Origin of the sequence: Psychrobacillus sp. FSL K6-1464 (genome assembly GCF_038003145.1) — a bacterium.
GTDB lineage: Bacteria > Bacillota > Bacilli > Bacillales_A > Planococcaceae > Psychrobacillus > Psychrobacillus psychrotolerans.
This window is the reverse complement of sequence record NZ_JBBOOP010000001.1, coordinates 599,121-623,346: the sequence shown is the minus strand read 5'-3', so window position 1 is coordinate 623,346 and position 24,226 is coordinate 599,121. Positions and strand designations below refer to the sequence as shown.

Annotated in this window: 22 protein-coding genes; 1 reads left to right on the top strand and 21 read right to left on the bottom strand. The window is 39.6% G+C overall.

All coding sequences use genetic code 11. The annotated features are described in order from the left end of the window. Window positions 1-161 precede the first annotated feature (161 nt). The 5 genes from glpX to MKX39_RS03060 all read right to left on the bottom strand — a co-directional run bounded on the left by glpX (window position 162) and on the right by MKX39_RS03060 (window position 4,820). On the bottom strand, window positions 162-1,124 hold the full coding sequence (glpX, locus tag MKX39_RS03080; RefSeq protein ID WP_093535769.1) for a class II fructose-bisphosphatase: 963 nt from the start codon (window positions 1,122-1,124) through the stop codon (window positions 162-164). A gap of 249 nt (window positions 1,125-1,373) precedes the next feature. Continuing rightward, the gene (locus MKX39_RS03075) at window positions 1,374-2,651 is read right to left on the bottom strand and encodes a UDP-N-acetylglucosamine 1-carboxyvinyltransferase (RefSeq protein ID WP_340761472.1); all 1,278 of its coding nucleotides are present in this window, start codon (window positions 2,649-2,651) and stop codon (window positions 1,374-1,376) included. A gap of 19 nt (window positions 2,652-2,670) precedes the next feature. After that, window positions 2,671-3,318: a fructose-6-phosphate aldolase gene (gene fsa, locus MKX39_RS03070; protein ID WP_090565661.1), complete on the bottom strand. Its 648-nt coding sequence runs from the start codon at window positions 3,316-3,318 to the stop codon at window positions 2,671-2,673. An 83-nt stretch (window positions 3,319-3,401) separates the two neighbouring features. Continuing rightward, window positions 3,402-4,259, bottom strand: a complete 858-nt coding sequence (locus MKX39_RS03065) for a class II fructose-bisphosphate aldolase (protein ID WP_093535773.1) — start codon at window positions 4,257-4,259, stop codon at window positions 3,402-3,404. A gap of 204 nt (window positions 4,260-4,463) precedes the next feature. Continuing rightward, window positions 4,464-4,820, bottom strand: coding sequence for a response regulator (locus MKX39_RS03060; RefSeq protein ID WP_340768233.1), 357 nt, complete (start codon window positions 4,818-4,820; stop codon window positions 4,464-4,466). A 167-nt stretch (window positions 4,821-4,987) separates the two neighbouring features. On the opposite strand from MKX39_RS03060, the gene MKX39_RS03055 reads away from it, so the two are divergent. Then, window positions 4,988-5,503: a DUF2529 family protein gene (locus tag MKX39_RS03055; protein WP_340768232.1), complete on the top strand. Its 516-nt coding sequence runs from the start codon at window positions 4,988-4,990 to the stop codon at window positions 5,501-5,503. 508 nt (window positions 5,504-6,011) lie between these two features. Here MKX39_RS03055 and MKX39_RS03050 read toward each other — a convergent pair. From MKX39_RS03050 to MKX39_RS02975, 16 genes are all read right to left on the bottom strand, one after another. Continuing rightward, on the bottom strand, window positions 6,012-7,607 hold the full coding sequence (locus MKX39_RS03050; RefSeq protein ID WP_340768231.1) for a CTP synthase: 1,596 nt from the start codon (window positions 7,605-7,607) through the stop codon (window positions 6,012-6,014). A gap of 220 nt (window positions 7,608-7,827) precedes the next feature. Then, on the bottom strand, window positions 7,828-8,370 hold the full coding sequence (gene rpoE / locus MKX39_RS03045) for a DNA-directed RNA polymerase subunit delta (RefSeq protein ID WP_175496206.1): 543 nt from the start codon (window positions 8,368-8,370) through the stop codon (window positions 7,828-7,830). A 338-nt stretch (window positions 8,371-8,708) separates the two neighbouring features. Next, window positions 8,709-11,966 (bottom strand): fused isobutyryl-CoA mutase/GTPase IcmF, encoded by a 3,258-nt coding sequence (icmF, locus tag MKX39_RS03040; protein ID WP_340768230.1) that lies wholly within the window; start codon window positions 11,964-11,966, stop codon window positions 8,709-8,711. Between the two features lie 36 nt (window positions 11,967-12,002). Next, complete coding sequence (locus MKX39_RS03035; protein ID WP_340761464.1) at window positions 12,003-12,620, bottom strand: TetR/AcrR family transcriptional regulator; 618 nt, start codon at window positions 12,618-12,620, stop codon at window positions 12,003-12,005. A 9-nt stretch (window positions 12,621-12,629) separates the two neighbouring features. Then, window positions 12,630-13,769, bottom strand: a complete 1,140-nt coding sequence (locus MKX39_RS03030; protein WP_340768229.1) for an acyl-CoA dehydrogenase — start codon at window positions 13,767-13,769, stop codon at window positions 12,630-12,632. A gap of 228 nt (window positions 13,770-13,997) precedes the next feature. Further along, complete coding sequence (locus MKX39_RS03025; protein ID WP_340768228.1) at window positions 13,998-15,134, bottom strand: acyl-CoA dehydrogenase; 1,137 nt, start codon at window positions 15,132-15,134, stop codon at window positions 13,998-14,000. 14 nt (window positions 15,135-15,148) lie between these two features. After that, the gene (locus tag MKX39_RS03020; RefSeq protein ID WP_340768227.1) at window positions 15,149-16,000 is read right to left on the bottom strand and encodes a 3-hydroxybutyryl-CoA dehydrogenase; all 852 of its coding nucleotides are present in this window, start codon (window positions 15,998-16,000) and stop codon (window positions 15,149-15,151) included. Beyond that, the gene (locus MKX39_RS03015) at window positions 15,997-17,205 is read right to left on the bottom strand and encodes an acetyl-CoA C-acetyltransferase (protein WP_093535791.1); all 1,209 of its coding nucleotides are present in this window, start codon (window positions 17,203-17,205) and stop codon (window positions 15,997-15,999) included. Before MKX39_RS03015 ends, MKX39_RS03020 begins: the two co-directional genes overlap by 4 nt. 380 nt (window positions 17,206-17,585) lie before the next feature. Then, window positions 17,586-19,742: a (Fe-S)-binding protein gene (locus MKX39_RS03010; RefSeq protein ID WP_340768226.1), complete on the bottom strand. Its 2,157-nt coding sequence runs from the start codon at window positions 19,740-19,742 to the stop codon at window positions 17,586-17,588. A 258-nt stretch (window positions 19,743-20,000) separates the two neighbouring features. Then, window positions 20,001-20,663 carry a hypothetical protein gene (locus MKX39_RS03005; protein WP_340768225.1) on the bottom strand — a complete coding sequence of 221 codons (663 nt, stop codon included), beginning with the start codon at window positions 20,661-20,663 and terminating at the stop codon, window positions 20,001-20,003. Continuing rightward, window positions 20,656-21,138, bottom strand: a complete 483-nt coding sequence (locus MKX39_RS03000; RefSeq protein WP_340768224.1) for an ECF transporter S component — start codon at window positions 21,136-21,138, stop codon at window positions 20,656-20,658. The genes MKX39_RS03005 and MKX39_RS03000 overlap by 8 nt, the downstream gene beginning before the upstream one ends. A 6-nt stretch (window positions 21,139-21,144) precedes the next feature. Then, window positions 21,145-21,735, bottom strand: coding sequence for a cob(I)yrinic acid a,c-diamide adenosyltransferase (locus MKX39_RS02995; RefSeq protein WP_340768223.1), 591 nt, complete (start codon window positions 21,733-21,735; stop codon window positions 21,145-21,147). After that, entirely contained in the window at window positions 21,719-22,120 is a 402-nt protein-coding gene (locus MKX39_RS02990; protein WP_340768222.1) for a bifunctional adenosylcobinamide kinase/adenosylcobinamide-phosphate guanylyltransferase, read from the bottom strand. The genes MKX39_RS02995 and MKX39_RS02990 overlap by 17 nt, the downstream gene beginning before the upstream one ends. Beyond that, complete coding sequence (locus MKX39_RS02985; RefSeq protein WP_340768221.1) at window positions 22,072-22,671, bottom strand: histidine phosphatase family protein; 600 nt, start codon at window positions 22,669-22,671, stop codon at window positions 22,072-22,074. The genes MKX39_RS02990 and MKX39_RS02985 overlap by 49 nt, the downstream gene beginning before the upstream one ends. Further along, the gene (cobS, locus tag MKX39_RS02980; protein WP_340768220.1) at window positions 22,641-23,390 is read right to left on the bottom strand and encodes an adenosylcobinamide-GDP ribazoletransferase; all 750 of its coding nucleotides are present in this window, start codon (window positions 23,388-23,390) and stop codon (window positions 22,641-22,643) included. The genes MKX39_RS02985 and cobS overlap by 31 nt, the downstream gene beginning before the upstream one ends. Further along, window positions 23,387-24,217: a cobyric acid synthase gene (locus MKX39_RS02975; protein ID WP_340768219.1), complete on the bottom strand. Its 831-nt coding sequence runs from the start codon at window positions 24,215-24,217 to the stop codon at window positions 23,387-23,389. The genes cobS and MKX39_RS02975 overlap by 4 nt, the downstream gene beginning before the upstream one ends. Window positions 24,218-24,226: the final 9 nt, after the last annotated feature.

Below are 24,226 nucleotides of genomic sequence, written 5' to 3'. Positions count from 1 at the left end.
CCCCTCGCGGTCGCTTCAGACTTGCACAAAAGGCAAACTACGCCTTTATGGCAAGTCTTCCAGCGCTTTTCGGAGGCCCACAGGATGTGGGTCAGTCAGTCGTTTCGACACGATGTCGCGAACTTAGACTGACTTCCCCAAAAAGGTGCTTTCAAATTTCTTTATAGAACTAGGTTTGGTTTTTTGTTAAGACTGTGACGACCTTCGACAAATCGAACTGTACCTGATTTTGCACGCATAACGATGGAATGCGTTGAACTGAAGGCACCTTTAAATTGTACTCCACGAAGTAGTTCTCCATCTGTCACTCCTGTAGCAGCGAAAATAGCGTCATCGCCTTTAACTAAGTCTTCCATACGTAAAATTTTGTTTACGTCTAATCCCATTTTGATGCAACGCTCAAGCTCTGCTTCGTCTTGAGGAATAAGTTTCCCTTGGATTTCTCCACCTAAACATTTTAATCCAACAGCAGCGATAACTCCTTCTGGAGCACCACCCATACCGAATAAAATATCTACACCTGTATCATCAAACGCAGTATTAATAGCTCCTGCAACGTCACCATCTGTAATTAGTTTTATACGTGCACCAGCTGCTCTGATTTCATCAATAATTTTTTGATGACGAGGACGACCTAAAATAGTAGCCACAACATCTTCAATGTTTTTATTTTTTGCACGAGCAACTGCTTTTAAATTATCTAAAACTGATGCATTAATATCCACTAGACCTACAGATTCAGGTCCTACGGCAAGTTTATCCATGTACATATCTGGAGCATGAAGTAAGTTTCCACGATCGGCAACTGCAAGTACCGCAAGTGCATTCCAACCACCTGAAGCTACGATATTTGTACCTTCTAAAGGATCTACTGCGATGTCAACGTGAGGACCGTCGCTTCCAAGACCAAGTTTTTCACCAATATACAACATCGGTGCTTCGTCCATCTCTCCTTCTCCGATTACAACTACGCCTTCCATAGGAATCGTGTCAAAAACTGTACGCATCGCAGTTGTTGCTGCATCATCCGCTTCATTTTTTAACCCTCGCCCCATCCAACGTGCAGATGCGATTGCTGCTGCTTCTGTTACTCGAACCAATTCCATTGATAAACTACGTTCCATAATAATATAAGCCTCCAGTTTTGCAATATCAGAAATTCCAAATTGCTTTTCTTCCTGTCTCATTGTAGCATATTTGTCAAATTTGATATTAAGAAAATAATAAATGCCTATGTCAGTCCTGATGAGAGCTGGGAGAACTGAAATGAAGGCGTTCTTTGCCTTTATTTGCAGTTCTTAAGCTACTCGAGAGGCTAGACAAATAACAATATAATTTTCAAATATCAAATAAACCACACTGCTAGTAGAGTATTAATCGTTATTTACTTCTATTTCTTTTATTTCTACTCGTCTAATATTCGCTCCAAGTCCTTGAAGCTTATCTACTAATGAGCTATAACCACGTTCTATATGGAATATATCCTGAATTTCCGTTTCACCATCAGCAATTAAACCTGCAAGTACAAGCGCTGCTCCAGCACGAAGATCACTTGCACGAACAGTAGCTGCTTGTAATTTTACCGGTCCTGTAATAATTGCCGTTCTTCCATCCACACGTCCATTTGCATTCATCCTACGTAACTCATCGATTTGCTTAAATCGAGCGGAGTAAATAGTATCTGTAATAACAGATGTGCCAGTAGCTTGGGTCATCAATACAGAAAAAGGTTGTTGTAGGTCGGTTGGAAAACCTGGATATACCAAAGTTTTTACGTCTACAGGTAAGATTGTTTCCACTTTCGGAATGACAATCTTCTCCTCATATTCTTCCACCTTCACACCCATTTCACGAAGCTTTGCAGTTAATGCCTCTACGTGAAAGGGAATTACATTATCAATTGTCACACCATCTCCAGCGACTGCGGCCATAATCATAAATGTGCCAGCTTCAATACGATCTGGAATAATCGTGTGCTTTGTACCATGTAATTCATCAACACCGTCAATTCGGATGACATTTGTACCTGCACCCTTGATGTTCGCACCCATATTAGATAATAATGTTGCAACGTCAATAATTTCCGGTTCTTTTGCTGCGTTTTCAATGATTGTACGGCCTTTTGCTTTAACGGCTGCTAACATAATATTAATAGTAGCACCTACACTTACAACATCTAAATAGATTTTCGCGCCAACTAAGTTTTGTGCACGCAAATAAATCGCACCATGTTCATTGGATACTGATGTACCTAAAGCCTCAAACCCCTTAATATGCTGATCAATAGGTCGTGGCCCTAAGTGGCACCCACCAGGTAAACCAATTGCTGCTTTGTTGAATCGTCCAAGTAAGGCACCCATTAAGTAATAAGATGCACGTAGTTTTTTGATGTTGCCATTTGGTAGAGGCATATCCACAACATTTGTCGGATCAATCGTCATTGTTCCATTTTCAAATGTTACTTTAGCTCCTACTTCCTCTAAAATTTCTTTTAGTGTTAAAACGTCCGAAATCTCTGGTAATCCTTCAATAGTTACAGGGGAATTCGCCAATAAAGAAGCAGGAATAAGTGCAACTGCACTATTTTTTGCCCCACTTACTTTAATAGTTCCTTGAAGGCGTTGTCCCCCTTTTATTTTATAAACTTCCATACAGTTCTCCCTCGTCTTGTTACTCGCTTTTACGATTGTTCCAATCCGCTAGAAATCCTTCAATTCCTTTGTCAGTTAAAGGATGATTGAATAATTGTTTCAATACTTTAATAGGTGTTGTTGAAATATGTGCACCGTTTAAAGCTGCATCTGTAATATGTTGAGGATGTCTAATAGAAGCTGCAATAATTTCAGTGTCGATATTATGAATATCAAATATCTGAGCAATTTTCGCAATCAGTTCCATACCATCATGACCGATATCGTCTAGGCGACCTAAAAATGGAGATACATATGTTGCCCCAGCACGTGCTGCTAATAATGCTTGGTTTGCACTGAAAATAAGCGTAACATTCGTTTTAATGCCTTCTGAACGGAATACTGAACATGCTTTCAGACCTTCTGGAGTCATTGGTAACTTTACAGTAATGTTTGGTGCTATGGCAGCAAGTTCTCTACCTTCTTTAATCATTCCTTCTGCATCTAGTGCAATTACTTCTGCACTAACTGATCCGTCTACTAACGCAGTAATTTCACGAAGGCGATCGTGGAATGAGATATTTTCTTTTGCAACTAGAGATGGATTCGTTGTAACTCCTGATAGAATCCCCCAAGCGTGTGCTTCTTTTATTTCGTCAAAATTGGCAGTATCGATAAAAAATTTCATATGAATAATATCCTCCTCATGATGGAAAAACAGGAGAAGGTTCATTGAACACTTCTCCCTTGTAGCTATTTTTCTAATTATTATTAAGCTTTATTTGAGCTTCCAAACTCGCGCATTTTACCGATTACTGTTGCTTTAATCGCATCACGTGCAGGCGTCAAATATTTACGTGGATCATATTGCTCTGTGTCAGCAGCAAAGAAATCACGAATAGCTTTAGTAGCAGCAATTTGATTTTCTGTATTTACATTGATTTTTGCAGTTCCAAGTGAAATAGAACGTGTAATATCATGTGTTGGTATACCAGTTCCACCGTGTAAAACAAGTGGCAGGTCTGCAAGTTTCGAGATTTCTTCCATTTCTTTGAAGCCTAAGTTTGGTTCACCTTTGTATGGTCCATGAACAGAACCTAGAGCTGGAGCTAAACAATCGATTGCTGTACGTTTCACAAGTTCTGCACATTCAGCAGGGTCTGCATAGATAACTCCTTCAGCAATAATATCATCCTCTTGTCCACCAACTGTTCCCAGTTCAGCTTCTACAGATACGTTGCGAGCATGTGCATATTCTACAACTTTAATTGTAGTTTCTACATTTTCTTCAAACGGATGATGAGAAGCATCAATCATTACAGAAGTAAATCCTGCATCAATTGCTTCTTTACATTTTTCAAAGCTAGAACCGTGGTCTAAATGAATTGCCACTGGAACGGAAATTTTATAAGATTCCATTAGTCCTTTAACCATATATACGACTGCAATGAAACCACCCATATATTTTGCTGCACCCTCAGATACTCCTAAAATTACTGGAGATTTTTCTTCCTCAGCTGCTAACAGGATTGCTTGTGTGAACTCTAAATTATTAATGTTAAATTGCCCTACTGCATATCCTTCTTTTTTCCCTTTTTCCAGCATTTCTTTCATCGAAACTAAAGCCATTGAAATGGACCTCCTCTATTTGCTTTTACTCTCCATATTATCTTTGTTTCTTATTCTTTAAACGGAGATACCAATCGCCTGAAAAAATATATACTTACGCAATACTATTAACAGAACTATATAATAGTTTTAAATGGTATCTACCACTTTTCTTTTACATCATAACAAAAACAGGCGATGTTTTCCACTGCCTGCTGTTCCAACTTATTTCAGGAGATTATTCACAGAATCTCTTAGTTCAAATACATCGAATGGCTTAGTAAAGTAGAGAGATGCACCTAACCTCTTTGATTCCTCTATGAAATTCAATTCGCCGTATGCTGTCATCATCATGACCGGGATATCACTCCATTGTTCTTTGATTAACTTCAAAATTTGAATTCCATCCATACCTGGGATTTTCATATCGAGTAAAACACCATCGATTTTGTGTTCCTTCAAAATTTCTAATGCCTCATATCCATTTGCAGCTAAACTGACTTTGTACCCTTCTTGGGCAAACACTTCTTTCAATAATAATCGTATTCCTAACTGATCATCTACTATTAAGATATGTTTCATAACATGCAAACCCCTTCTTTATTTATCCCCTATCTGTATTATACGATATTAGTTGCGTCATTCCCTCTTTTTATTTAAAATTTTTCCATATTAACCTGATTTATTACCCATAACTATATATTTTAAAAAACGCCATATGCATTATAATAAAGAAGAGGTGAATATTAATGAAGATGTTAACTACACAACTTTCTGGTTTATTACAAAGAATTGCCGGCTCAGAGGAAGAAAATATGGAGGAAACTGCTCGTTTGCTTGCCCAGGCAGCTGCTAGAGAAGGAACAGTTTTTTTCGCCACTTTTGGAGAAATGAAAAGTATTTCCATTAATGCACAGTTTGCAGCCGAACCTTTTCCATCTATGCAAGTTTGGTCACCTGAAATAAAGCTGACAAGTGCAGACCGGGTTTGGATTCTTACTCGTTCCTGTGAAGACGAAGAAGCTTTGAAGTTAGCTAAAAAGTTGAATGACGAGTTTATACCTTTCAGTGCATTAGCAGCAGAACCAGTAAGTGAAGCTAATATGCTAGCTGAACTTGCCTATACATATATATCCACTAAACTCTCGAAAGGACTACTACCTACTGAAGACGGAGGCCGCACTGTGCTCCCACATGCACTAGCTGGATTATTTGTATATGAAGCAGTGAAAATGCAGGTAAATGAAATGCTAGTCGGTGAATAGTTTATATAAATGCCTAAAGAGATTATCCTTTAGTTGTTTTGAATTATTTCCCATTTAATCTATTACAGCTGACGACTACCCAAGTTTTCCATCATGCAAGATCGTCATTTCTGTCAAGTCGGCTGTTATAGGAAGGCACACCCATGTAGGATATTATTAAATAGTTATTCCACTAAGTAGAAAAGGATTACTTATGCTATATCGCATGAGTAATCCTTTTTTGTGGTTAGTGCTTTCACTTTTCTAGATGGTCCAGTTACAGACGCCAACTGCTCGATCGCTTCAGCGCTTTTCGGAGGCCCACATGACGTGGGTTAGTCAGTCGTTGCGACACGATGTCGCGAATTAAGACTGACTTCCTTATTTACGCGCTTTCGCTTTTCTTATTTCTTGTCCAGTTCCAGACGCCAGCTGCTCGATCGCTTCAGACTCTTAGTAAAGGCAAATGACGCCTTTTCTTTCAAGTCTTCCAGCGCTTTTCGCAGCTAAACGGCGTCTTCCACATTTCTTATTCACCAACGGCTGCTTTGATGAAGTCGCGGAACAATGGTTGTGGACGTTGTGGACGTGACACAAATTCCGGGTGGAACTGAGAAGCTACGAAGAATGGGTGATCTGGTAGCTCGATGATTTCGATTAGACGACCATCCGGGCTTGTACCAGAGAAGACGAATCCTGCTGCTTCGAATTGCTCGCGGTACTCGTTATTGAACTCGTAACGGTGACGGTGGCGTTCGTATACTAGTTCTTCTCCGTATGCTTGATGTGCTTTTGAACCTGGTGTTAACTTACATGGATATAATCCTAAACGAAGGGTTCCACCAAGGTCTTCTACGTCTTTTTGCTCTGGCAATAAATCAATAATAGAATGCTGTGTTGTTGGATCTAGCTCTGTAGAATGAGCACCTTCAAGTTCTAAAATAGAACGGGCAAATTCTACTGTTGCTAATTGCATACCTAAACAAATACCTAAGAATGGTACATTGTTCTCACGTGCAAATTTAGTAGCGGAAATTTTACCTTCTACACCACGGTCTCCAAATCCACCAGGGACAAGGATTCCATCTACATCAGCAAGAATTTCAGCAACATTTTCTTCATTTACTTCTTCTGCATTTACCCATTTCACTTCTACGTCAGCATCAAATTTGTAGCCAGCATGTTTCATCGCTTCCACTACTGAAATGTATGCATCTTGAAGTTCTACGTATTTACCTACTAAACCAATACGAACTTTTTTCGACAATGATTTTACTTGGTCCACTAAGCCAATCCAATCTGTCATATCTGCTTCAGGAGTTTGAAGTTTGAAATGATCTACTACAATTTGGTCTAAATGTTGTGCTTGTAAATTTAACGGAATTTCATATAGAGAATCTGCATCGATACATTCGATTACTTCCTCTGGTCTGATGTCACAGAAAAGGCCAATTTTATCTTTCATATCTTGAGGAACTGGCATTTCTGAACGAAGTACTATTACATTTGGTTGAATACCTAGGCTACGTAATTCTTTTACACTATGCTGTGTTGGTTTTGTTTTCATTTCTCCAGCAGCTTTAATGAATGGTACTAAAGTACAGTGAATATACATTACGTTATCGCTACCCACATCACGTTTCATTTGACGAATTGTTTCTAGGAATGGAAGAGATTCGATATCTCCTACTGTTCCACCGATCTCTGTAATAACGATATCTGCATGTGTTTCTTTTGCAGCTAAAAACAAACGATCTTTGATTTCATTAGTAATATGTGGAATTACTTGAACTGTCCCACCATTATAATCGCCACGACGTTCTTTTCTTAGGACAGATGAGTAGACCTTACCTGTTGTGATATTCGAGTATTTGTTCAAGTTAATGTCGATAAAACGCTCGTAGTGTCCTAAATCTAAATCTGTTTCTGCCCCATCATCTGTAACGAAAACCTCTCCGTGTTGATATGGACTCATTGTACCAGGATCTAAGTTGATGTAAGGATCGAATTTTTGGATCGTTACGTTTAGACCTCTATTTTTTAATAAACGACCTAGTGAAGCAGCCGTAATCCCTTTTCCAAGTGAGGATACAACCCCACCAGTAACAAATATAAATTTAGTCATTATGTGTTCCTCCTAATGTAATATCTAGCTCGCCACCACATATGATGGGAACATTTTCTTATTTCAGTATGCCTAAAACACTCAAAATAAATAAGAGTAAAGCAATAACAAAAAGCGCTCCGCCTGCTTCGTTGCAGGGGAGCGCATATGCACATGAGTAATGTCTCTTTTAAAAAGAGCCCAATAAAATCTTATAGCGCATAAGAAAATAAGTCAAGAATTATTCTTCCTCTTCTTCGTCTTCTTCGTCTAAGTCCTCATCAATCTCAAACTCATCATCGTCTTCATCAATCAAGTCTTCTTCAATTACTTCATCGATCTCTGCTCCGACAAACTCGATCACTGGATCATCCTCATCGTCGTCGTCATCATCGTCATCTTCTACGAACTCATCAAATTCTTCTTCGAAGATAATTTCATCCTCATCTAAATCGTCTAATTCATTATCTTTTACTTTATCTTTCTTCTTACGAACTTTTACTGTAGGAGCTGATTCTTCTTCAATTTGTTCTACTGGATACCATTCTCTAAGGCCCCATTGGTTTTCAGCAATTGCTAAAAAGCGCCCGTCAATATTCATATCTGTATAGAATTGAGGTTTACGAGAAGCCATTTCCTCATCTGTTAATCCATTATAATGTTGAATCTCATCAAATAATTCCTTTAAAGTTAATGAGTTCTTTTTATCTTCTAAAATCGCAAATGCTAGATCGATTAACGATTCTTCTTGTAGTTGTGTTATTGTCATTTCACGAAATTTCAAATCGTGCACGTCCTTTCTATGTTTCGTTTGCATACTTTTCATTATATACACACAAGTATGTTATATGCTACATTCATTTATTCTTTTTGAAAAGAGAAATTTTACATCCTACAATTGTAAACAAGTAAAATGATATTAAAAGAAGTGGCACAGAGGCTAGTTGTTTGTTATATAGAAAAAAAGTTAGTAGTAAAAGAATCATTATGATCAAAATGTGAACAGGTTTTTTCATTCAAATTCTCCTTTACTACTTACTAGGTATATTATACAAAAAAATAGTAAAAAAGTGTTCCGATAATCATCGGAACACTAAATTATTTTTTCAGGGTGCTATCCATTTACATATTACGTCGATATTGTCCCCCAACTTCATACAAGGCATGTGTAATTTGACCAAGACTTGCTTTTTGAACAGTGGTCATTAACTCTTCAAAAATATTGCCACCAGTAACTGCAACTTGCTTCAACCGAGCAAGCGCTTCCTCTGTCTCCGCTTCGTTCTTTTGTTGAAAATTTCGTAAATTTGTAATCTGCGTCTCTTTTTCTTCTGTCGTTGCACGTGCGATTTCCATATTATTAATATCCTCGTCAGAAGCAGGATTAGGATTTAAATAAGTATTCACCCCAATAATAGGTAGCTCGCCGGTATGCTTTTTCATCTCGTAGTGCATAGATTCTTCTTGAATTTTGCCACGTTGGTATTGTGTTTCCATTGCTCCAAGCACTCCACCTCGATCATTAATACGATCGAATTCAGACAGAACAGCTTCTTCTACTAAGTCTGTCATTTCTTCTACGATAAAAGCACCTTGCAGAGGATTTTCATTTTTCGAAAGCCCATGTTCCTTCGTAATAATCATTTGAATCGCCATTGCACGACGAACTGATTCTTCTGTAGGAGTTGTAATGGCCTCATCATAAGCATTTGTATGTAGCGAATTACAGTTATCCTGTAGTGCCATCAGAGCTTGTAATGTTGTACGAATGTCGTTAAAGTCGATTTCTTGAGCGTGCAAGCTTCGACCAGATGTTTGTACGTGGTATTTCAACTTTTGACTACGCTCATTTGCACCATATTTGTCACGCATAACAACTGCCCAAATACGACGAGCAACACGTCCAATAACCGTATACTCTGGGTCTAATCCGTTCGAGAAGAAGAACGATAAATTCGGTGCAAAGTCATCTATATTCATGCCACGACTTAAATAATATTCTACATAGGTAAAGCCATTTGACAGTGTGAATGCTAGTTGCGAAATCGGATTAGCTCCCGCTTCTGCAATATGATATCCCGAAATAGAGACAGAATAATAGTTACGAACCTTTTGGTCAATAAAATATTGCTGAATATCTCCCATCATTCGTAGTGCAAACTCCGTAGAGAAGATACATGTATTTTGACCCTGATCCTCTTTCAATATGTCTGCTTGAACAGTTCCTCGAACGACCTGTAACGTGGAAGTTTTAACTTCTGTAAACTCCTCAACAGTTAGGGTGCGACCTAGTTCTTCTTCCTTCAGGCGTACTTGTTGATCAATTGCGGTATTCATGAACATTGCAAGGATAATTGGAGCCGGTCCATTTATCGTCATCGAAACCGAGGTGGAAGGTGCACATAAGTCAAAGCCATCATATAACTTTTTCATATCCTCTAATGTACAAATACTAACACCAGACTCCCCAACTTTCCCATAAATATCCGGACGATGATCTGGGTCTTCTCCGTATAGTGTCACTGAGTCAAACGCAGTCGATAAACGTTTTGCATCATCATCTTTCGATAAATAGTGGAAGCGACGATTTGTTCGTTCCGGTGTTCCTTCTCCAGCAAATTGACGTTTCGGGTCTTCCCCTTCTCGTTTAAACGGAAAAACACCTGCCGTATACGGGAATGAACCCGGCACGTTTTCTTTATACACCCAACGTAAAATTTCCCCATAGTCTACGAATTTAGGTAATACTATTTTTGGTATTTTAATTCCTGATAAGCTTTCCGTACGAAGAATCGTGCGAATCTCTTTATCTCGAACCTTTGTGATAAACTCGTCTCCAGCATAAGCTTCTTTTAAAGCTGCCCAGTTTTCTAAAATGCGTTTAGATTCTGCCGTCAGTTCGTCACGAACACCTGCAGCTAATGATTCAAGAGACTGAACTAGGACATCATCTGACGCTTTTTCCTTCACTTGTTCGATTGCACCTTCTAGCTGGAACAGCCTTCTTGCAAAGCCAACCTGTTCTTCCGACTTATGATGGTATCCACGAACAGCATCTGTAATTTCACGTAAGTAGTAACGGCGTTCATTTGGTATAATGACGTTCTGTTTTTGCGTTTTCACAAATTGATCGTACGACGTCTCCCAAGTAGAACCAGTCTTTTCGTTTATAGTAGCAACTAGTGCCGCAAATAATGAATTCGTTCCTTTGTCATTGAACTGACTAGCAATAGTTCCATATACAGGCATCGTATCTAAATCATCATGCCAAAGTTCACGGCTGCGTTGATACTGCTTTTGCACTTGGCGAAGAGCGTCTTCAGAGCCTTTACGTTCAAATTTATTAATCACGATTAAATCTGCATAATCTATCATGTCAATTTTCTCTAATTGAGAGGGTGCTCCGAACTCGCTAGTCATTACATACATCGAGACATCCGATACATTTGTAATTTCCGCATCCCCTTGTCCGATTCCACTTGTCTCTACAATAATCATGTCGTATCCAGCAACTCTTACAACGTCCAGTACATCTGCAAGCGCTCCTGATAATTCTGTACGTGAACCCCGAGTAGCTAAGCTGCGCATAAATACACGTTTGTTGAATATTGCATTCATACGAATACGGTCACCTAGCAGTGCTCCACCTGTTTTTTGCTTCGTTGGGTCAATAGATATGACAGCAATTTTATTATCCGGAAGCTCTTGTAGGAAACGACGAATTAATTCATCCGTTAATGAACTTTTACCCGCTCCCCCCGTACCTGTAATACCTAGTACTGGAGTGCTTTTAGATAATTCTTTTGCTTGCTCTAGCATTTGAACTGCTTCCGCATTATGTGTTTGATGAGCTTCTTCCGCTACAGTGATTAGATGTGCAAGAACTTCTGGGTTTTCTGTCGTAACGTTAGAAATTTCTTCACTTACACCTTTTGCTTCTGTTGCTACATCACATTCCACAAGCATTTGATTGATCATTCCTTGAAGCCCTAATTTACGTCCATCCTCTGGTGAGAAAATGCCGGAAATGCCGTACGCTTGTAATTCTTTTATTTCTTTCGGAATAATTACTCCGCCGCCCCCGCCGTATATGCGAATATGTGGTGCTCCACGTTCGACGAGTAGGTCTTTCATATATTTAAAATACTCAACATGTCCTCCCTGATAGGAAGATATGGCGATTCCTTGTACATCCTCTTGAATGGCAGCATTTACTACCTCTTCTACCGAGCGATTATGTCCCAAATGGATAACCTCTGCTCCGCTTGCTTGTAGAATGCGGCGCATAATATTGATAGATGCATCATGTCCATCAAACAGACTGGATGCTGTAACGAAACGTACATGATTTTTTGGACGATATACTTCTACCGTAGACATGTTGATATTCCCCCTTGTTATGTTGAACGTGCTTTTTTATTTCATCCCATGTAGTAATAATTCCATTTGTAGTTCTGTAAATTGTTCGATTGTAAATTCCTTGCGCAATGCCCATCTGCGAAATGCCCACATTTGCCCTTGAACGACTAAAGTATGTGCATACAGTTGTGCTTGTGCGTCGGTTAATTCAAGTTCCCCTGCCTGAATACAGCCCGTTATTATCTTGTGAAAAATTTTGACCATTTCTAATTCCTTTGTTAGTACATACTCCAAGGCCCCTTTTGGGAGTGATTTGGATTCTTGATACATAACTACGAATTCATCTGACATATCGTCAATCACACCATAGTAGTGACGGATCGCAGTTTTTAAATCGCCGATGGTACCATTCTCTGCGTTAATTTGTGAAAGGCGATTATGCACTTCGTTGTAAATGCTGTCACAAACCAGATACAATACGTCCTCCTTTGTACGAATATATTCATACAAAGTCCCAATACTGAAGCCAGCTTCTTTCGCTATTTCTCTCGTAGTTGCACGGTGAAATCCTTTTTCTTTGAATAAAGTAACAGCTGCACGAATCATTTGCTCTCTTCTTTTTTCAATAAGATTCTCATCTTTCACCGATGTCTTTACTTCATGTTTCTTTTCCATAGACATCGATTACTTTGTTAACATACGAGAAATAACTAATCGTTGAATTTCTTGCGTACCTTCATAAATTTGTGTAATTTTCGCATCACGCATATAACGTTCTACTGGATAATCTTTTGTATAACCATATCCACCAAATACTTGAACAGCTTCTGTTGTTACTTTCATCGCTGTATCACCAGCCATTAGTTTCGCCATAGCCGATTCTTTACCGTATGAAAGTCCATTTGACTCTAACCATGCAGCTTGATATGTAAGCAAACGAGATGCTACGATAGAAGTTGCCATATCTGCAAGTTTGAAGGATACCCCTTGGTTTGCAACGATTGGTTTACCAAATTGCACACGTTCTTTTGCATAAGTTACTGATGCATCTAATGCCCCTTGTGCAATACCAACAGCTTGAGCGGCAATTCCGTTACGTCCTCCATCTAATGTTTTCATAGCGATAATAAATCCTTGCCCCTCTTCCCCAAGAAGATTCTCTTTCGGAATACGACAATTATCAAAAATAATTTCTGTCGTTGGAGAAGAACGGATCCCTAATTTTCTCTCTTTTTTCCCAACAGAGAATCCTGGGAAGTCTGCTTCTACGATAAATGCACTTGTACCTTTATGCTTCGACTCTGGATCTGTTACTGCAAAGACAACATATATGTCTGCAATTCCACCGTTTGTAATAAAGATTTTAGAACCGTTTAAGACATAATGGTCGCCATCTAATTTTGCCGTAGTTTTCATACCACCCGCATCTGAACCTGAACCAGCTTCTGTTAAACCATATCCACCGATTTTTGTACCTTCTGCCATTGGGCGTAGATATTTTTGTTTTTGCTCTTCACTGCCATATTTGAAAATTGGCCAACCCGCAAGTGAAGTATGGGCCGATAATGTTACACCTGTTGATGCACAAACACGTGATAGCTCTTCAACTGCGATACAGTATGCAAGATAATCTGAACCAATTCCACCGTATTCTTCCGGCCATGGAATTCCTGTTAAGCCAAGTTCAGCCATTTTATCGAAAATGCCACGATCAAAGCGTTCCTCTTCATCACGTTCAGCAGCAGTTGGTGCCACTTCTTTTTCTGCAAAGTCTCTTACCATTTTACGAATCATTTCATGTTCTTCTGATAGTTGGAAATTCATTGTTAATCCCGCCTTTTTAAGTTTAGTTTGTTGGAGCAGCGAGAGTCTCTCGTATAGCTTGTGGCCTCTCTCGTATGACCGAAATTCTTACTCGTATAGAACCAAATCTCTCTCGTTCAGCTGACAGTCTATCGTTTAGCTTGGGAATTCTCTCGTATAGCTCCCAACCACTCGCGTATGACTGAAGTTCGCTCTCGTATAGAGCGGAATTGCTCTTAAATAACAGTTTTAATTCGTTAGATGTTTGGCAATTACGATACGTTGAATTTCACTTGTACCTTCGTATATTTCCGTGATTTTCGCATCACGGAAGTAGCGTTCTACCGGGTAATCCTCTGTATAACCATATCCGCCGAATACTTGCACCGCTTCAATTGCCACGTCTACTGCAGTTTTTGAGGCAAATAGTTTAGCCATCGATGCTTCTTTACCACAAGGAAGTCCTTGTTCACGAAGACTTGCTGCACGATAGACTAGTAATCTAGCAGCTTCTACAGCAGTTCCCATGTCAGCTAGTTTAAATCCGACTCCTTGGTTTACTACAATTGGTTTACCGAATTGTACACGTTCTTTAGAGTACTCAACAGCGGCTTCGAAAGCGGCTTCTGCAATCCCAAGTGCCTGCGTTGCAATACCGATACGCCCAGTGTTTAGATTGGCCATTGCGATTTTAAAGCCTTCTCCTTCTTCACCAAGTCTGTTTTCTACAGGTATTTTCATATCTTCGAATGTCAGTTGAACAGTTCTAGAACCATGGAGACCCATTTTATGTTCATCTTTCCCTACGATAAATCCTGGTGTATCCTTTTCGACAATAAACGCCGTAATACCTCTCGAACCTTGAGAAGGATCCGTTGAAGCAAAAACAATATTCACGTCTGCTTCTCCACCATTTGTAATAAAAACTTTTGAGCCATTCAATACATAGTGATCATCTTTTTTGACAGCTTTTGTTTTCAAAGCTCCAGCATCCGATCCTGCAGATGGCTCCGTTAAGCAAAAGGCACCTAAATATTCACCTGTTGCAAGCTTCGGAATATATTTGTTTTTTTGTTGCTCGTTACCGAAATATAATATCGGATTCGTGCCAACTGAAGTATGAACGGATAGAATTACCCCTACTACAGCACTCACTTTTGATAACTCATTAATAGCAATTACATAGCTTGTAAAATCCATTTCCGAACCACCATATTGTTCTGGAACAGTGATGCCCATTAAGCCGAGCTCTCCCATTTTCTTCAAAATTTCACGAGGAAACTCCCCTTGCTCCATCTTATCGATAAAAGGTTCGATTTCTGTTTTAGCAAAATCTCTCACCATATTGCGCATCATCAGTTGTTCTTCTGTAAATTTCAATTCCATTCTAGTTGCCCCTTTTATTCGTAGATGTAGAATCCTCTGCCTGTTTTCTTTCCTAGCCATCCGGCTTTCACATATTTACGTAATAACGGACAGGGACGGTACTTACTGTCTCCAAATCCTTCATGTAAGATTTCCATAATATAAAGACAAGTGTCCAAGCCGATAAAGTCCGCCAGTTGAAGGGGTCCCATTGGGTGATTCATGCCCATTTTCATCACATCATCAATAGCTTCTTTCGTTGCAACACCCTCGTAAAGTGTGTAGATTGCTTCGTTAATCATTGGCATTAAAATACGGTTAGATACGAATCCAGGAAAGTCATTTACTTCTACTGGCACTTTGCTTAGTTTCTTCGTCATTTCTTCAATCGCTGTGTAAACTTCATCTGATGTAGCGAGTCCACGGATGATTTCTACTAGCTTCATCACTGGAACAGGATTCATGAAATGCATACCAATAACTTGCTCTGGGCGATTTGTCGCAGCTGCTATTTCTGTAATTGGTAACGAGGAAGTATTTGTTGCTAAAATTGTATGCGCCGGTGTAATGTCATCTAGTTGTTTGAAAATAGATTGCTTAATCTCCATGTTTTCGACTGCAGCTTCGATTACTAAATCGACATCGTTAGCATCTTCAATAGACAGGGACATTGTAATTTTATTTAGTACTGATTGTTTTTCATCTTCCGTCATCCGACCTTTTTCTACATTGCGAGAAAGGTTTTTTGTAATTGTCTGGATACCACGATCGTAAAATTGTTGTTCACGATCATTTAGTTTTACGTCAAATCCTGCTTGTGCACATACTTGAGCAATTCCAGATCCCATCTGACCTGCCCCGATTACTAATACTTTTTGGATATTCATGCTTCACTGCCTCCTGTTTTTGGAACTTCGATCATGATTGCATCCCCTTGACCGCCGCCGGAACAAATTGCAGCGATTCCGATACCACCGCCACGACGCTTCAATTCATACGCAAGTGTAAGTATAATTCGCGCACCTGATGCGCCTATTGGGTGACCAAGTGCAACTGCTCCACCATTTACATTTACTTTTTCTTCGTCTAATCCTGCTAGCTGACTGCTTACTAATGCAACAGCTGCAAATGCTTCATTTATTTCGAATAGATCTATCTCCGCTAGTGTTTTACCCGTTTTCTCAAGGATTTTATTAATTACTAATCCAGGTGTTTGTGGGAATTTCTCCGGTTCAATCGCTACTTCTGCATGGCCGATAACGTAAGCAAGTGCTTCTTTTCCAAGTGACATTGCTTTTTCCTCACTTGTTAATACGAGTGCACAAGCCCCATCATTAATACCAGGTGCGTTACCTGCTGTGATTGTGCCTTCTTTACCGAAAGCTGGCTTAAGTGTAGCTAATGATTCCAATGATGTATTGCGGCGCGGCGATTCGTCCTCTTTCACGATGACGGGCTCACCTTTTCGTTGTGGAATCTCAAGGGAGACAATTTCTTCTCCTAATACCCCATTATCTATAGCCTTCAATGCCAGGTCATGACTTCTAAACGACCAAGCATCTTGTTTTTCACGAGACAGCTCAAACGTATCTGCAGTCGAGTTACCGTAAGTTCCCATATGAACATTTTTAGGATGGAACGAACAAGATAAACCGTCGTAAACCATACCATCAACCATCGTCGCATCTCCCATACGTAAGCCGAATCTGCCCTTTGGTAAATAATATGGTGCATTAGACATCGATTCCATGCCACCAGCGACAATTACTTCCTCGTCACCAAGGCGGATCAATTGATCGGCAAGTGTGACACTCCGCATTCCAGAGGCACATACTTTATTGATCGTTTCCGTTTTGACAGACCAAGGAATTCCAGCTTTAGTTGCTGCTTGGCGAGAAGGAATCTGTCCTTGGCCTGCTTGTAAAACAGTCCCCATAATTACTTCGTCTACTTGCTCAGGGTCAATACCAGAGCGATTTAGAGCTTCTTTAATAGCTACTCCACCAAGATCAGAAGCAGTTAAAGTACTCAATGCTCCTCCAAATTTACCAAAAGCTGTACGTGCTCCATCCAAAATAACTGTTTTCGTCATATAGACACCCCTTATTGTTGTATACGCTTCCAACTTCTCAAAAATAAAAAAACGACTGAACGCTCGCTCGATTCATTTGTAAGAAAAAAGGGAGTAACAAATTACTCCCTTACTATAAAGTGAAACATTCATCAGTGTTGTTTTTCTCCCACTGACTATTAGGTGAACCATTCTGGCTTTTACTACCATTTAAAACGTGATTAAGATTAGTTTACGAAACTATAAGACTATTTGCAATATAAATATAGTATTATTCAGACTCCAGCATCTAGCCTAGCCCCAAGAGCCGTTTCAGAATGACAGATAAAGAATAGGACAAATTTATCGTCATTCCTCAAACCCTTTTTAGGGGTGGTACTGGGGTGTCTGCACATTTCTCATTATTGAACGATTTGTTCTAACTCTTCCTCTTCCACCGGAGGAATAAATTCCCCAAATATCGATTTCTCTAGAAGTTCAGCAATATCGTAAGTCCCTACTGTTTCTTCCACTTCTTTAGCTTTCGTTCCATCTGATAACATTGTTAAGCAATATGGACATCCTGAAGAAATAATAGTTGGATTTACTTCTAGTGCTTGTTCTGTACGAGCTACGTTTACACGATTTCCAACATGCTCTTCCATCCACATTAGTCCGCCACCGGCTCCACAACACATACCATTTTCTCTATTACGATCCATCTCAACTAGCTTCACACCTGGAATAGCTTTTAATACTTCACGTGGTGCATCGTATACATCATTATAGCGTCCTAAGTAACAAGAATCATGGAATGTAATTGTTTCTTCCACTGCGTATTGCGGTTTCAAGCGACCATCTTGCACTAAGTCATATAGCATCTCTGTATGATGGAGAACTTCTCCGTTCCATCCAAAATCACCGTATTCATTTTTAAAGATATTATATGCATGAGGATCGATTGTTACAATCTTCGTTACCCCTGCTTTTTCAAATTCTGAGATATTTGAACCAGCTAACTCTTGGAATAAAAACTCATTTCCTAAGCGACGTGGTGTATCCCCAGAGTTCTTTTCTTTATTGCCAAGTATCGCAAATTTAACTCCCGCTTCGTTCATCAAATGTGCAAATGACAGAGCAATTTTTTGCGATCGGCTATCGAAGGATCCCATCGAACCTACCCAGAATAGGTATTCAAATTCTTCTCCAGCTTTCGATACTTCTTTTACTGTTGGAATATGAATTTCCGGACGAGCATCTCTCCAGTTTTCTTTTTCTTTACGGTTAAGGCCCCACGGATTTCCTTGACGCTCAATGTTAGTCATTGCGCGTTGTGCATCAGGGTTTACTTTCCCTTCCGTCATTACTAAGTAACGGCGAAGGTCAATAATTTTATCCACATGTTCGTTCATAACTGGACATTGATCTTCACAGTTACGGCAAGTTGTACAAGCCCAAATTTCTTCTTCTGTAATAACATCTCCAATTAGAGATGGGCTATAAATGTCTTCGATTATTGCGCCTTCTGCTCCAGCAGCCATCGCAAGCTGATTTCCTTTTGTTCCTTGGAATGCTAGTGCTGGTACCCAAGGTTTTTTCTTCGTTTCCACTGCTCCCGTAAATGTTAAATGATCACGTAGCTTTACGATCAAGTCCATTGGTGACAGCATTTTCCCTGTTCCAGTTGCCGGACACATATTCGTACAACGACCACATTCTACACATGCATAGAAGTCGATCATCTGTGCTTGCGTAAAATCTTGAATGCGACCTACCCCGAACGAAGGCATTTCTTCTTCTGCCTCTGGGTCTTCGCTTTCTTCTTCTTCAAAATTAATCGGACGTAATCTACCAACTTTGTCCAAACGGTGGAAGTAAACGTTTGCAGGTCCAGTGATTAAGTGGAAATGCTTAGATTGTGGAACATACACTAAGAATGTTAATAGAATGATTAAATGCACCCACCACATTGCAAAGAAAATTACTGCTCCCGCTGTCGGTGGTAAGAAACCGAAAATAGTAGCGATGGCTGATGCAACTGGTTCTGACCAAGTAGCACTATGATCGTGCCAAATCATCCCCATACCATTCCCGATTAAAACAGAAAGCATTAATCCACTTAGGAAAATAAGTACTAAACCATTTTTCCATCCTCGTTTTAAGCGAACTAATTTCTCTACGTAACGGCGATAAAATGCCCATACAACGGCAACTAAGATTAATAATGTGACAATTTCTTGGAAGAAAGTAAACGCTGGATATAATGGACCAAGCGGAATATGAGACCCTGGCGCTAACCCTTTCCAAATAAAATCGATTGCTCCTGCTTGGACTAATAAGAAGCCATAGAAGAACATAACGTGCATAATTCCGCTCTTCTTATCTTTTAATAATTTCTTTTGTCCAAAAACATACACCCATATTTTGCGAAGTCTTTCCTTCACATTATCTTCAAATTCGACTTTTTTTCCTAGTTTGATATACGTATATCTTGTTTTCAACAAATATGCGAACAATCCAACAGCATACACAACTACTGCGATAAACAGTATCCAGTTTGCAATTAAAAATGGATTCATCTTATTTCTCCCCCTCTGAGTTGTAAAATGATACTTTGAATAGAATAATACATTAGATTCGTAAACTAATATATAAGTAATTCAATATTAAAACTGAATGAGCATTCAGTCAATAGTTATTTATTCCGATAGATGTGAATTTTTTAATTTTTTTCGCAAATGGTTTGTTACTTCAGTATTCATCATCCGTGTAACCTATGATTTGCTAACTATTTTGCCGAAGTAGCAGTACCTACCCAAAAGAAAAAGACCATCTCCTCAAGAGATCGTCTCAAAATAGTGGCCAAAATGAAGTTTTGCTTCGTTTTCTTTCATCCTATCAATGCCAAGTAAAACTGTGGTAGCTGGTCCTGCTGATTTCTCTAAATCCCACTCTGCTAAATGTGCATTTATGCCTATTCGTTCGCACTCGCTTTTAATTCCGGTTGATCCAACTGGCCATACTTGATGTACTAATCCTAGACTTACTGCTTCCTTAATCTTTTTCAAGTTTGCGATTTTTTCACTATTCCTAATAACTTCTTCCCCGACACTTGGCATGCCGTATACATACCAGCGAACATCTTTATTCTTTTCTGTAACGGTTTCACCTAGCATGGTCACAGCGATTGCTGACTGCAGTGTTTCCATATTTGTTTCACTGCTGCCGGTAATTTCGGGGCAATTTATACCGATTTCGTTAAATAGCTTTTCTATACCAGTAATATATTTATTCCAGCTTTGGCTACCTGAAAAGTTATGAACTACTATGGACAGTGGATTTGCACCAGCTGCCCATTGTTCTAGTAATGCAACTCTTGCTGCGAAATAAGAGACTATTTCGTCTGGCGTTGAAACTACGTCATTCTTTTTTTCTCCGATGCCTGCGGAGTTATCTGTCGTTAATACGAATCCATTGGGCAATCGGCTCGCATTACGCATGAGTTTTCACACGTTTCATCACTCGCTCCACTACTGGCGAGACAATCATAGCGATTGCTGCATTTAAAATAGTCGCAAGTGTGATACCTGGGAGGGCTGCCGCAAAGAATGCCGGTGAAATGATCCAGTAAAATGGTAGCGTTGCAAGGACACTATTAGCAAAGATAAAGAAAATCCATTTCCAAACGTGATGCCCTGATTGGTGCAGCTTTGTGAATACGTATAAAATGACAAACATTTCCACAGCTATAATTATATGCAATGGCCCTAACGGAAACCCTGCATATAAAGAGGATGATAAGTGACCTATTATCGATGCAGCACCAGCATAAACGGGTGGCAGAAAGGAAGCTGAAATCAGCGCCGGCACCGTATCCAATGCAGCACTTCCGATGCCGACAGGAACTTTAATAAATGCCCCGACTGCGCATAGTGCTGCAAACATAGCCGCAAGTGTTAATACTCGAAGTTTCATAGAACCTTACTTCCCTTCTACCTTCTCGCTTCCTACATTTTTAAAAACTTTTGCACTGCGAACATATTCAACATCCGCAACGTTTTCTCTCACATTCGCTACACGTGCTGCCGCAAATAAATAATCTGATAAACGGTTTAAATAGCGCTGTACCACAGTCGGCACATCCTCTTGTGACTTCGTTAACGTAACAGTCAAACGTTCTGCACGTCTAGTAATGGTACGAGCAATATGAAGCGTTGCCGCAGCTGGAGTTCCTCCAGGTAGGATGAATCTCTCTAAAACTGGCCCTTCTTCAACTAGTACATCAATTCTTTTTTCCATTGCATCAATTGCTTCGTCTGTCATTTTATAAACGCGACGATTGGAAACATTTGCAAGGTCTCCACCACAGTCAAAGAGCTCATGCTGGATTGTTTCTAGATCCTCTAGAATATCCCCAAATTTCGATGAATCTAGCTCTGTTACTGCTTTTCCGATAAATGAATTCACTTCATCAATTGTTCCGTAAGCTTCTACGCGGATATCGTCTTTGTCCGTTCTTCCCCCGATTAAACCTGTTTGTCCTTTGTCACCTGTTTTAGTGTAAATTTTCAATTTGCCCATCTCCCTTTATTGTTTGTGATATACCGTACCATATTCGCGTTACACGCGATGCCTTTGTAAACAGCTGTTGATAAAATCGGCCGACATCATCCCGCAGCTTGCGCATATTGGCATCCATCGGTACAATTCCTCGACCTATTTCCGTTGCAATAACGACCACTTCTGCTTGTGTACGCCACTTTTCCATTCTCTGTAATAACTCATTACTTTCGGTCTGTAACAAATGCTCGACACCAGAAACAACAATCACTTCTACATTTGGCAATAAAACATATGCATCTACTTCAACATTTAACCACTGGACATTGCGTCCTTGCACCATCTGCTCTACATACGCTCGTTTTCCATTAAATGCTCCACCGAAAATGACGTGCATCGTGTCCCCTCCAATACAGCTTTTTTATCGGCCCAATACATTGTAAACATACTGCCATGAGGTACTTCCCAATCCCAAAAGTTCTTTTCTACACTTGCAAACTTGGTCAATAAAAACCGAATGGGTCCACCATGCGTAATGATTACTGGTTCCTCTAACTTTTCAAATGCTTCTAAGAAAGCTTGTAACACGCGATTTTCCATTGTTTGCATTGACTCCCCGTTTGGAGGTGCTAACTGCAACGGATTATCCAACCATTTTCTGTAGGAAGCTTCCTCTTTTAAATCATTATATGTTTTGTTTTCCCAGTCACCAAATGAGCATTCACGAAAATTTGCATCGTCAGTATAAGGAACTCCGCTAAATAGTTGAGCGGCTGTTTGTTTGCAGCGAATTAAATCGCTACCGATTATTTCATTGGTTTCACACGCAATTTTTTGGGTCTTCAATCCTGCAAGAATGGGTTCATCGGTCCAGCCAATATACTTTTTGTCTCGATTTGCTTGCGTAGGCAAATGCCTTATGAGAGTAACAACAATAGCGTTATCCATAGCATCACCTCCGAAATCTCCACACTTGCACCAAGTAAATCACCAGTCACTCCACCGAAATTTTTCAATATCCAATTACGGAATAAACAAATAAAAGCAAATAACACAACCGCAAACGTGACGGCGACCATCCAATTTGTCATCCATCCTAACACAGCTAGACCAATAGCAAAATTACATATGGCTGCGATTAGGACGATATTTGCATTTATTTTTCCCTTGAAGTAATAAGCAAGACCACTTGCCTTAGCAGTATTCGTCAATGAAAATAGCAGTATAAGCATAGCTCGTGAGAAAAAAGGAATTAGCCATACAAAAACCCAATGAAAGGAATCTGTCGATAACACTTCGGATACTATAATTACCTTACCGAAGACTAAAAAAACTACTGCCATCACACCAAAAGCTCCAACTCGAGGATCTTCCAATATTTCGAATCGCTTCAATCGATCTTTATAGGAAAAAAACGCATCCGAAGTATCTATAAAACCATCCATATGGAGACCACCAGAAAGGACAACTCCGAGAAGGACAATACAAAATCCAGTCATTAGTGAACTCCAATCGAAATAGAGCACTAAACAAGAAATGGCACCTATGCCTCCCCCGATCCAAGGGAAGATATTATACATTCCTGTAATCGATCGTTTGTCCATCGGTAAATTTTTATTTACTGGCAGCACCGTAAAAAATTGAAGTGCTAACAAAATGCTCTTCATTTCTTCACCGCATTGTTAGATAAAATAGTTAAAATTTTTCCCCACTTTACATGCTTTTTAAAATGGCTGGCCCATTCATTTATTTGTTCATTTGATGCCATTTGTCCATTTTTTTCTTCTCCGTCTTCTTCCTCAAATTCATTTTCAAAATAAGGGATGACTCCTAACACATCTATTCCTGTATATGTTTCGATGAAATCGATTCCGTCCTGAAATAAAGAAATATCTCCCTGGAACTTATTTATAATAATCCCTTTTACACGTGCTCTTTGTGATTCTGGCAGTAGTTCAAGTGTCCCAACTAGGGATGCAAAAACCCCGCCAAACTCAATATTAGCCACTAATATAACTGGAATATCTGCCATGTCAGCTACTCGCATATTCACCAACTCACGTTCACGCAAATTTACTTCAACGGGACTCCCCGCACCTTCTAATATCAAATACTCATAAGAGGCAGACAGCAGGCTTAAACAATTTTTTATAAGTTCTTGTCCTTTTTCAAAAAATTGCTCCCGGTAGTGCATGCCACTCATTGTGTCCAACTTTTTTCCTAGAATAATTATGTCTGACTCCATATTCCCTATTGGTTTCAATAATATCGGATTCATCTCAGCTGAATAAGGGATTTTCGCTGCCCTTGCTTGCAAGGATTGCGAAACACTTATTTCCAAACCATCCTCTGTATGAATACTTAAGCCTGACATGTTTTGCGATTTAAAAGGGGCCACTTGCTTTCCTTCATTTGCAAGAAGTCGACAAATAGCTGTACATATCAAACTTTTCCCAACGCTGGAAGCAGTACCTTGTATCATTAAACCCTTCACCTATATCCC

What these genes read in the sequence shown, in the direction of transcription:
- glpX (WP_093535769.1), bottom strand. Translation starts at nt 1,124, where the DNA reads ATGGAACGTAGTTTATCAATGGAATTGGTTCGAGTAACAGAAGCAGCA.
- MKX39_RS03075 (WP_340761472.1), bottom strand. Translation starts at nt 2,651, where the DNA reads ATGGAAGTTTATAAAATAAAAGGGGGACAACGCCTTCAAGGAACTATT.
- fsa (WP_090565661.1), bottom strand. Translation starts at nt 3,318, where the DNA reads ATGAAATTTTTTATCGATACTGCCAATTTTGACGAAATAAAAGAAGCA.
- MKX39_RS03065 (WP_093535773.1), bottom strand. Translation starts at nt 4,259, where the DNA reads ATGGCTTTAGTTTCGATGAAAGAAATGCTGGAAAAAGGGAAAAAAGAA.
- MKX39_RS03060 (WP_340768233.1), bottom strand. Translation starts at nt 4,820, where the DNA reads ATGAAACATATCTTAATAGTAGATGATCAGTTAGGAATACGATTATTA.
- MKX39_RS03055 (WP_340768232.1), top strand. Translation starts at nt 4,988, where the DNA reads ATGAAGATGTTAACTACACAACTTTCTGGTTTATTACAAAGAATTGCC.
- MKX39_RS03050 (WP_340768231.1), bottom strand. Translation starts at nt 7,607, where the DNA reads ATGACTAAATTTATATTTGTTACTGGTGGGGTTGTATCCTCACTTGGA.
- icmF (WP_340768230.1), bottom strand. Translation starts at nt 11,966, where the DNA reads ATGTCTACGGTAGAAGTATATCGTCCAAAAAATCATGTACGTTTCGTT.
- MKX39_RS03035 (WP_340761464.1), bottom strand. Translation starts at nt 12,620, where the DNA reads ATGGAAAAGAAACATGAAGTAAAGACATCGGTGAAAGATGAGAATCTT.
- MKX39_RS03030 (WP_340768229.1), bottom strand. Translation starts at nt 13,769, where the DNA reads ATGAATTTCCAACTATCAGAAGAACATGAAATGATTCGTAAAATGGTA.
- MKX39_RS03025 (WP_340768228.1), bottom strand. Translation starts at nt 15,134, where the DNA reads ATGGAATTGAAATTTACAGAAGAACAACTGATGATGCGCAATATGGTG.
- MKX39_RS03020 (WP_340768227.1), bottom strand. Translation starts at nt 16,000, where the DNA reads ATGAATATCCAAAAAGTATTAGTAATCGGGGCAGGTCAGATGGGATCT.
- MKX39_RS03015 (WP_093535791.1), bottom strand. Translation starts at nt 17,205, where the DNA reads ATGACGAAAACAGTTATTTTGGATGGAGCACGTACAGCTTTTGGTAAA.
- MKX39_RS03010 (WP_340768226.1), bottom strand. Translation starts at nt 19,742, where the DNA reads ATGAATCCATTTTTAATTGCAAACTGGATACTGTTTATCGCAGTAGTT.
- MKX39_RS03005 (WP_340768225.1), bottom strand. Translation starts at nt 20,663, where the DNA reads ATGCGTAATGCGAGCCGATTGCCCAATGGATTCGTATTAACGACAGAT.
- MKX39_RS03000 (WP_340768224.1), bottom strand. Translation starts at nt 21,138, where the DNA reads ATGAAACTTCGAGTATTAACACTTGCGGCTATGTTTGCAGCACTATGC.
- MKX39_RS02990 (WP_340768222.1), bottom strand. Translation starts at nt 22,120, where the DNA reads ATGCACGTCATTTTCGGTGGAGCATTTAATGGAAAACGAGCGTATGTA.
- MKX39_RS02985 (WP_340768221.1), bottom strand. Translation starts at nt 22,671, where the DNA reads ATGGATAACGCTATTGTTGTTACTCTCATAAGGCATTTGCCTACGCAA.
- cobS (WP_340768220.1), bottom strand. Translation starts at nt 23,390, where the DNA reads ATGAAGAGCATTTTGTTAGCACTTCAATTTTTTACGGTGCTGCCAGTA.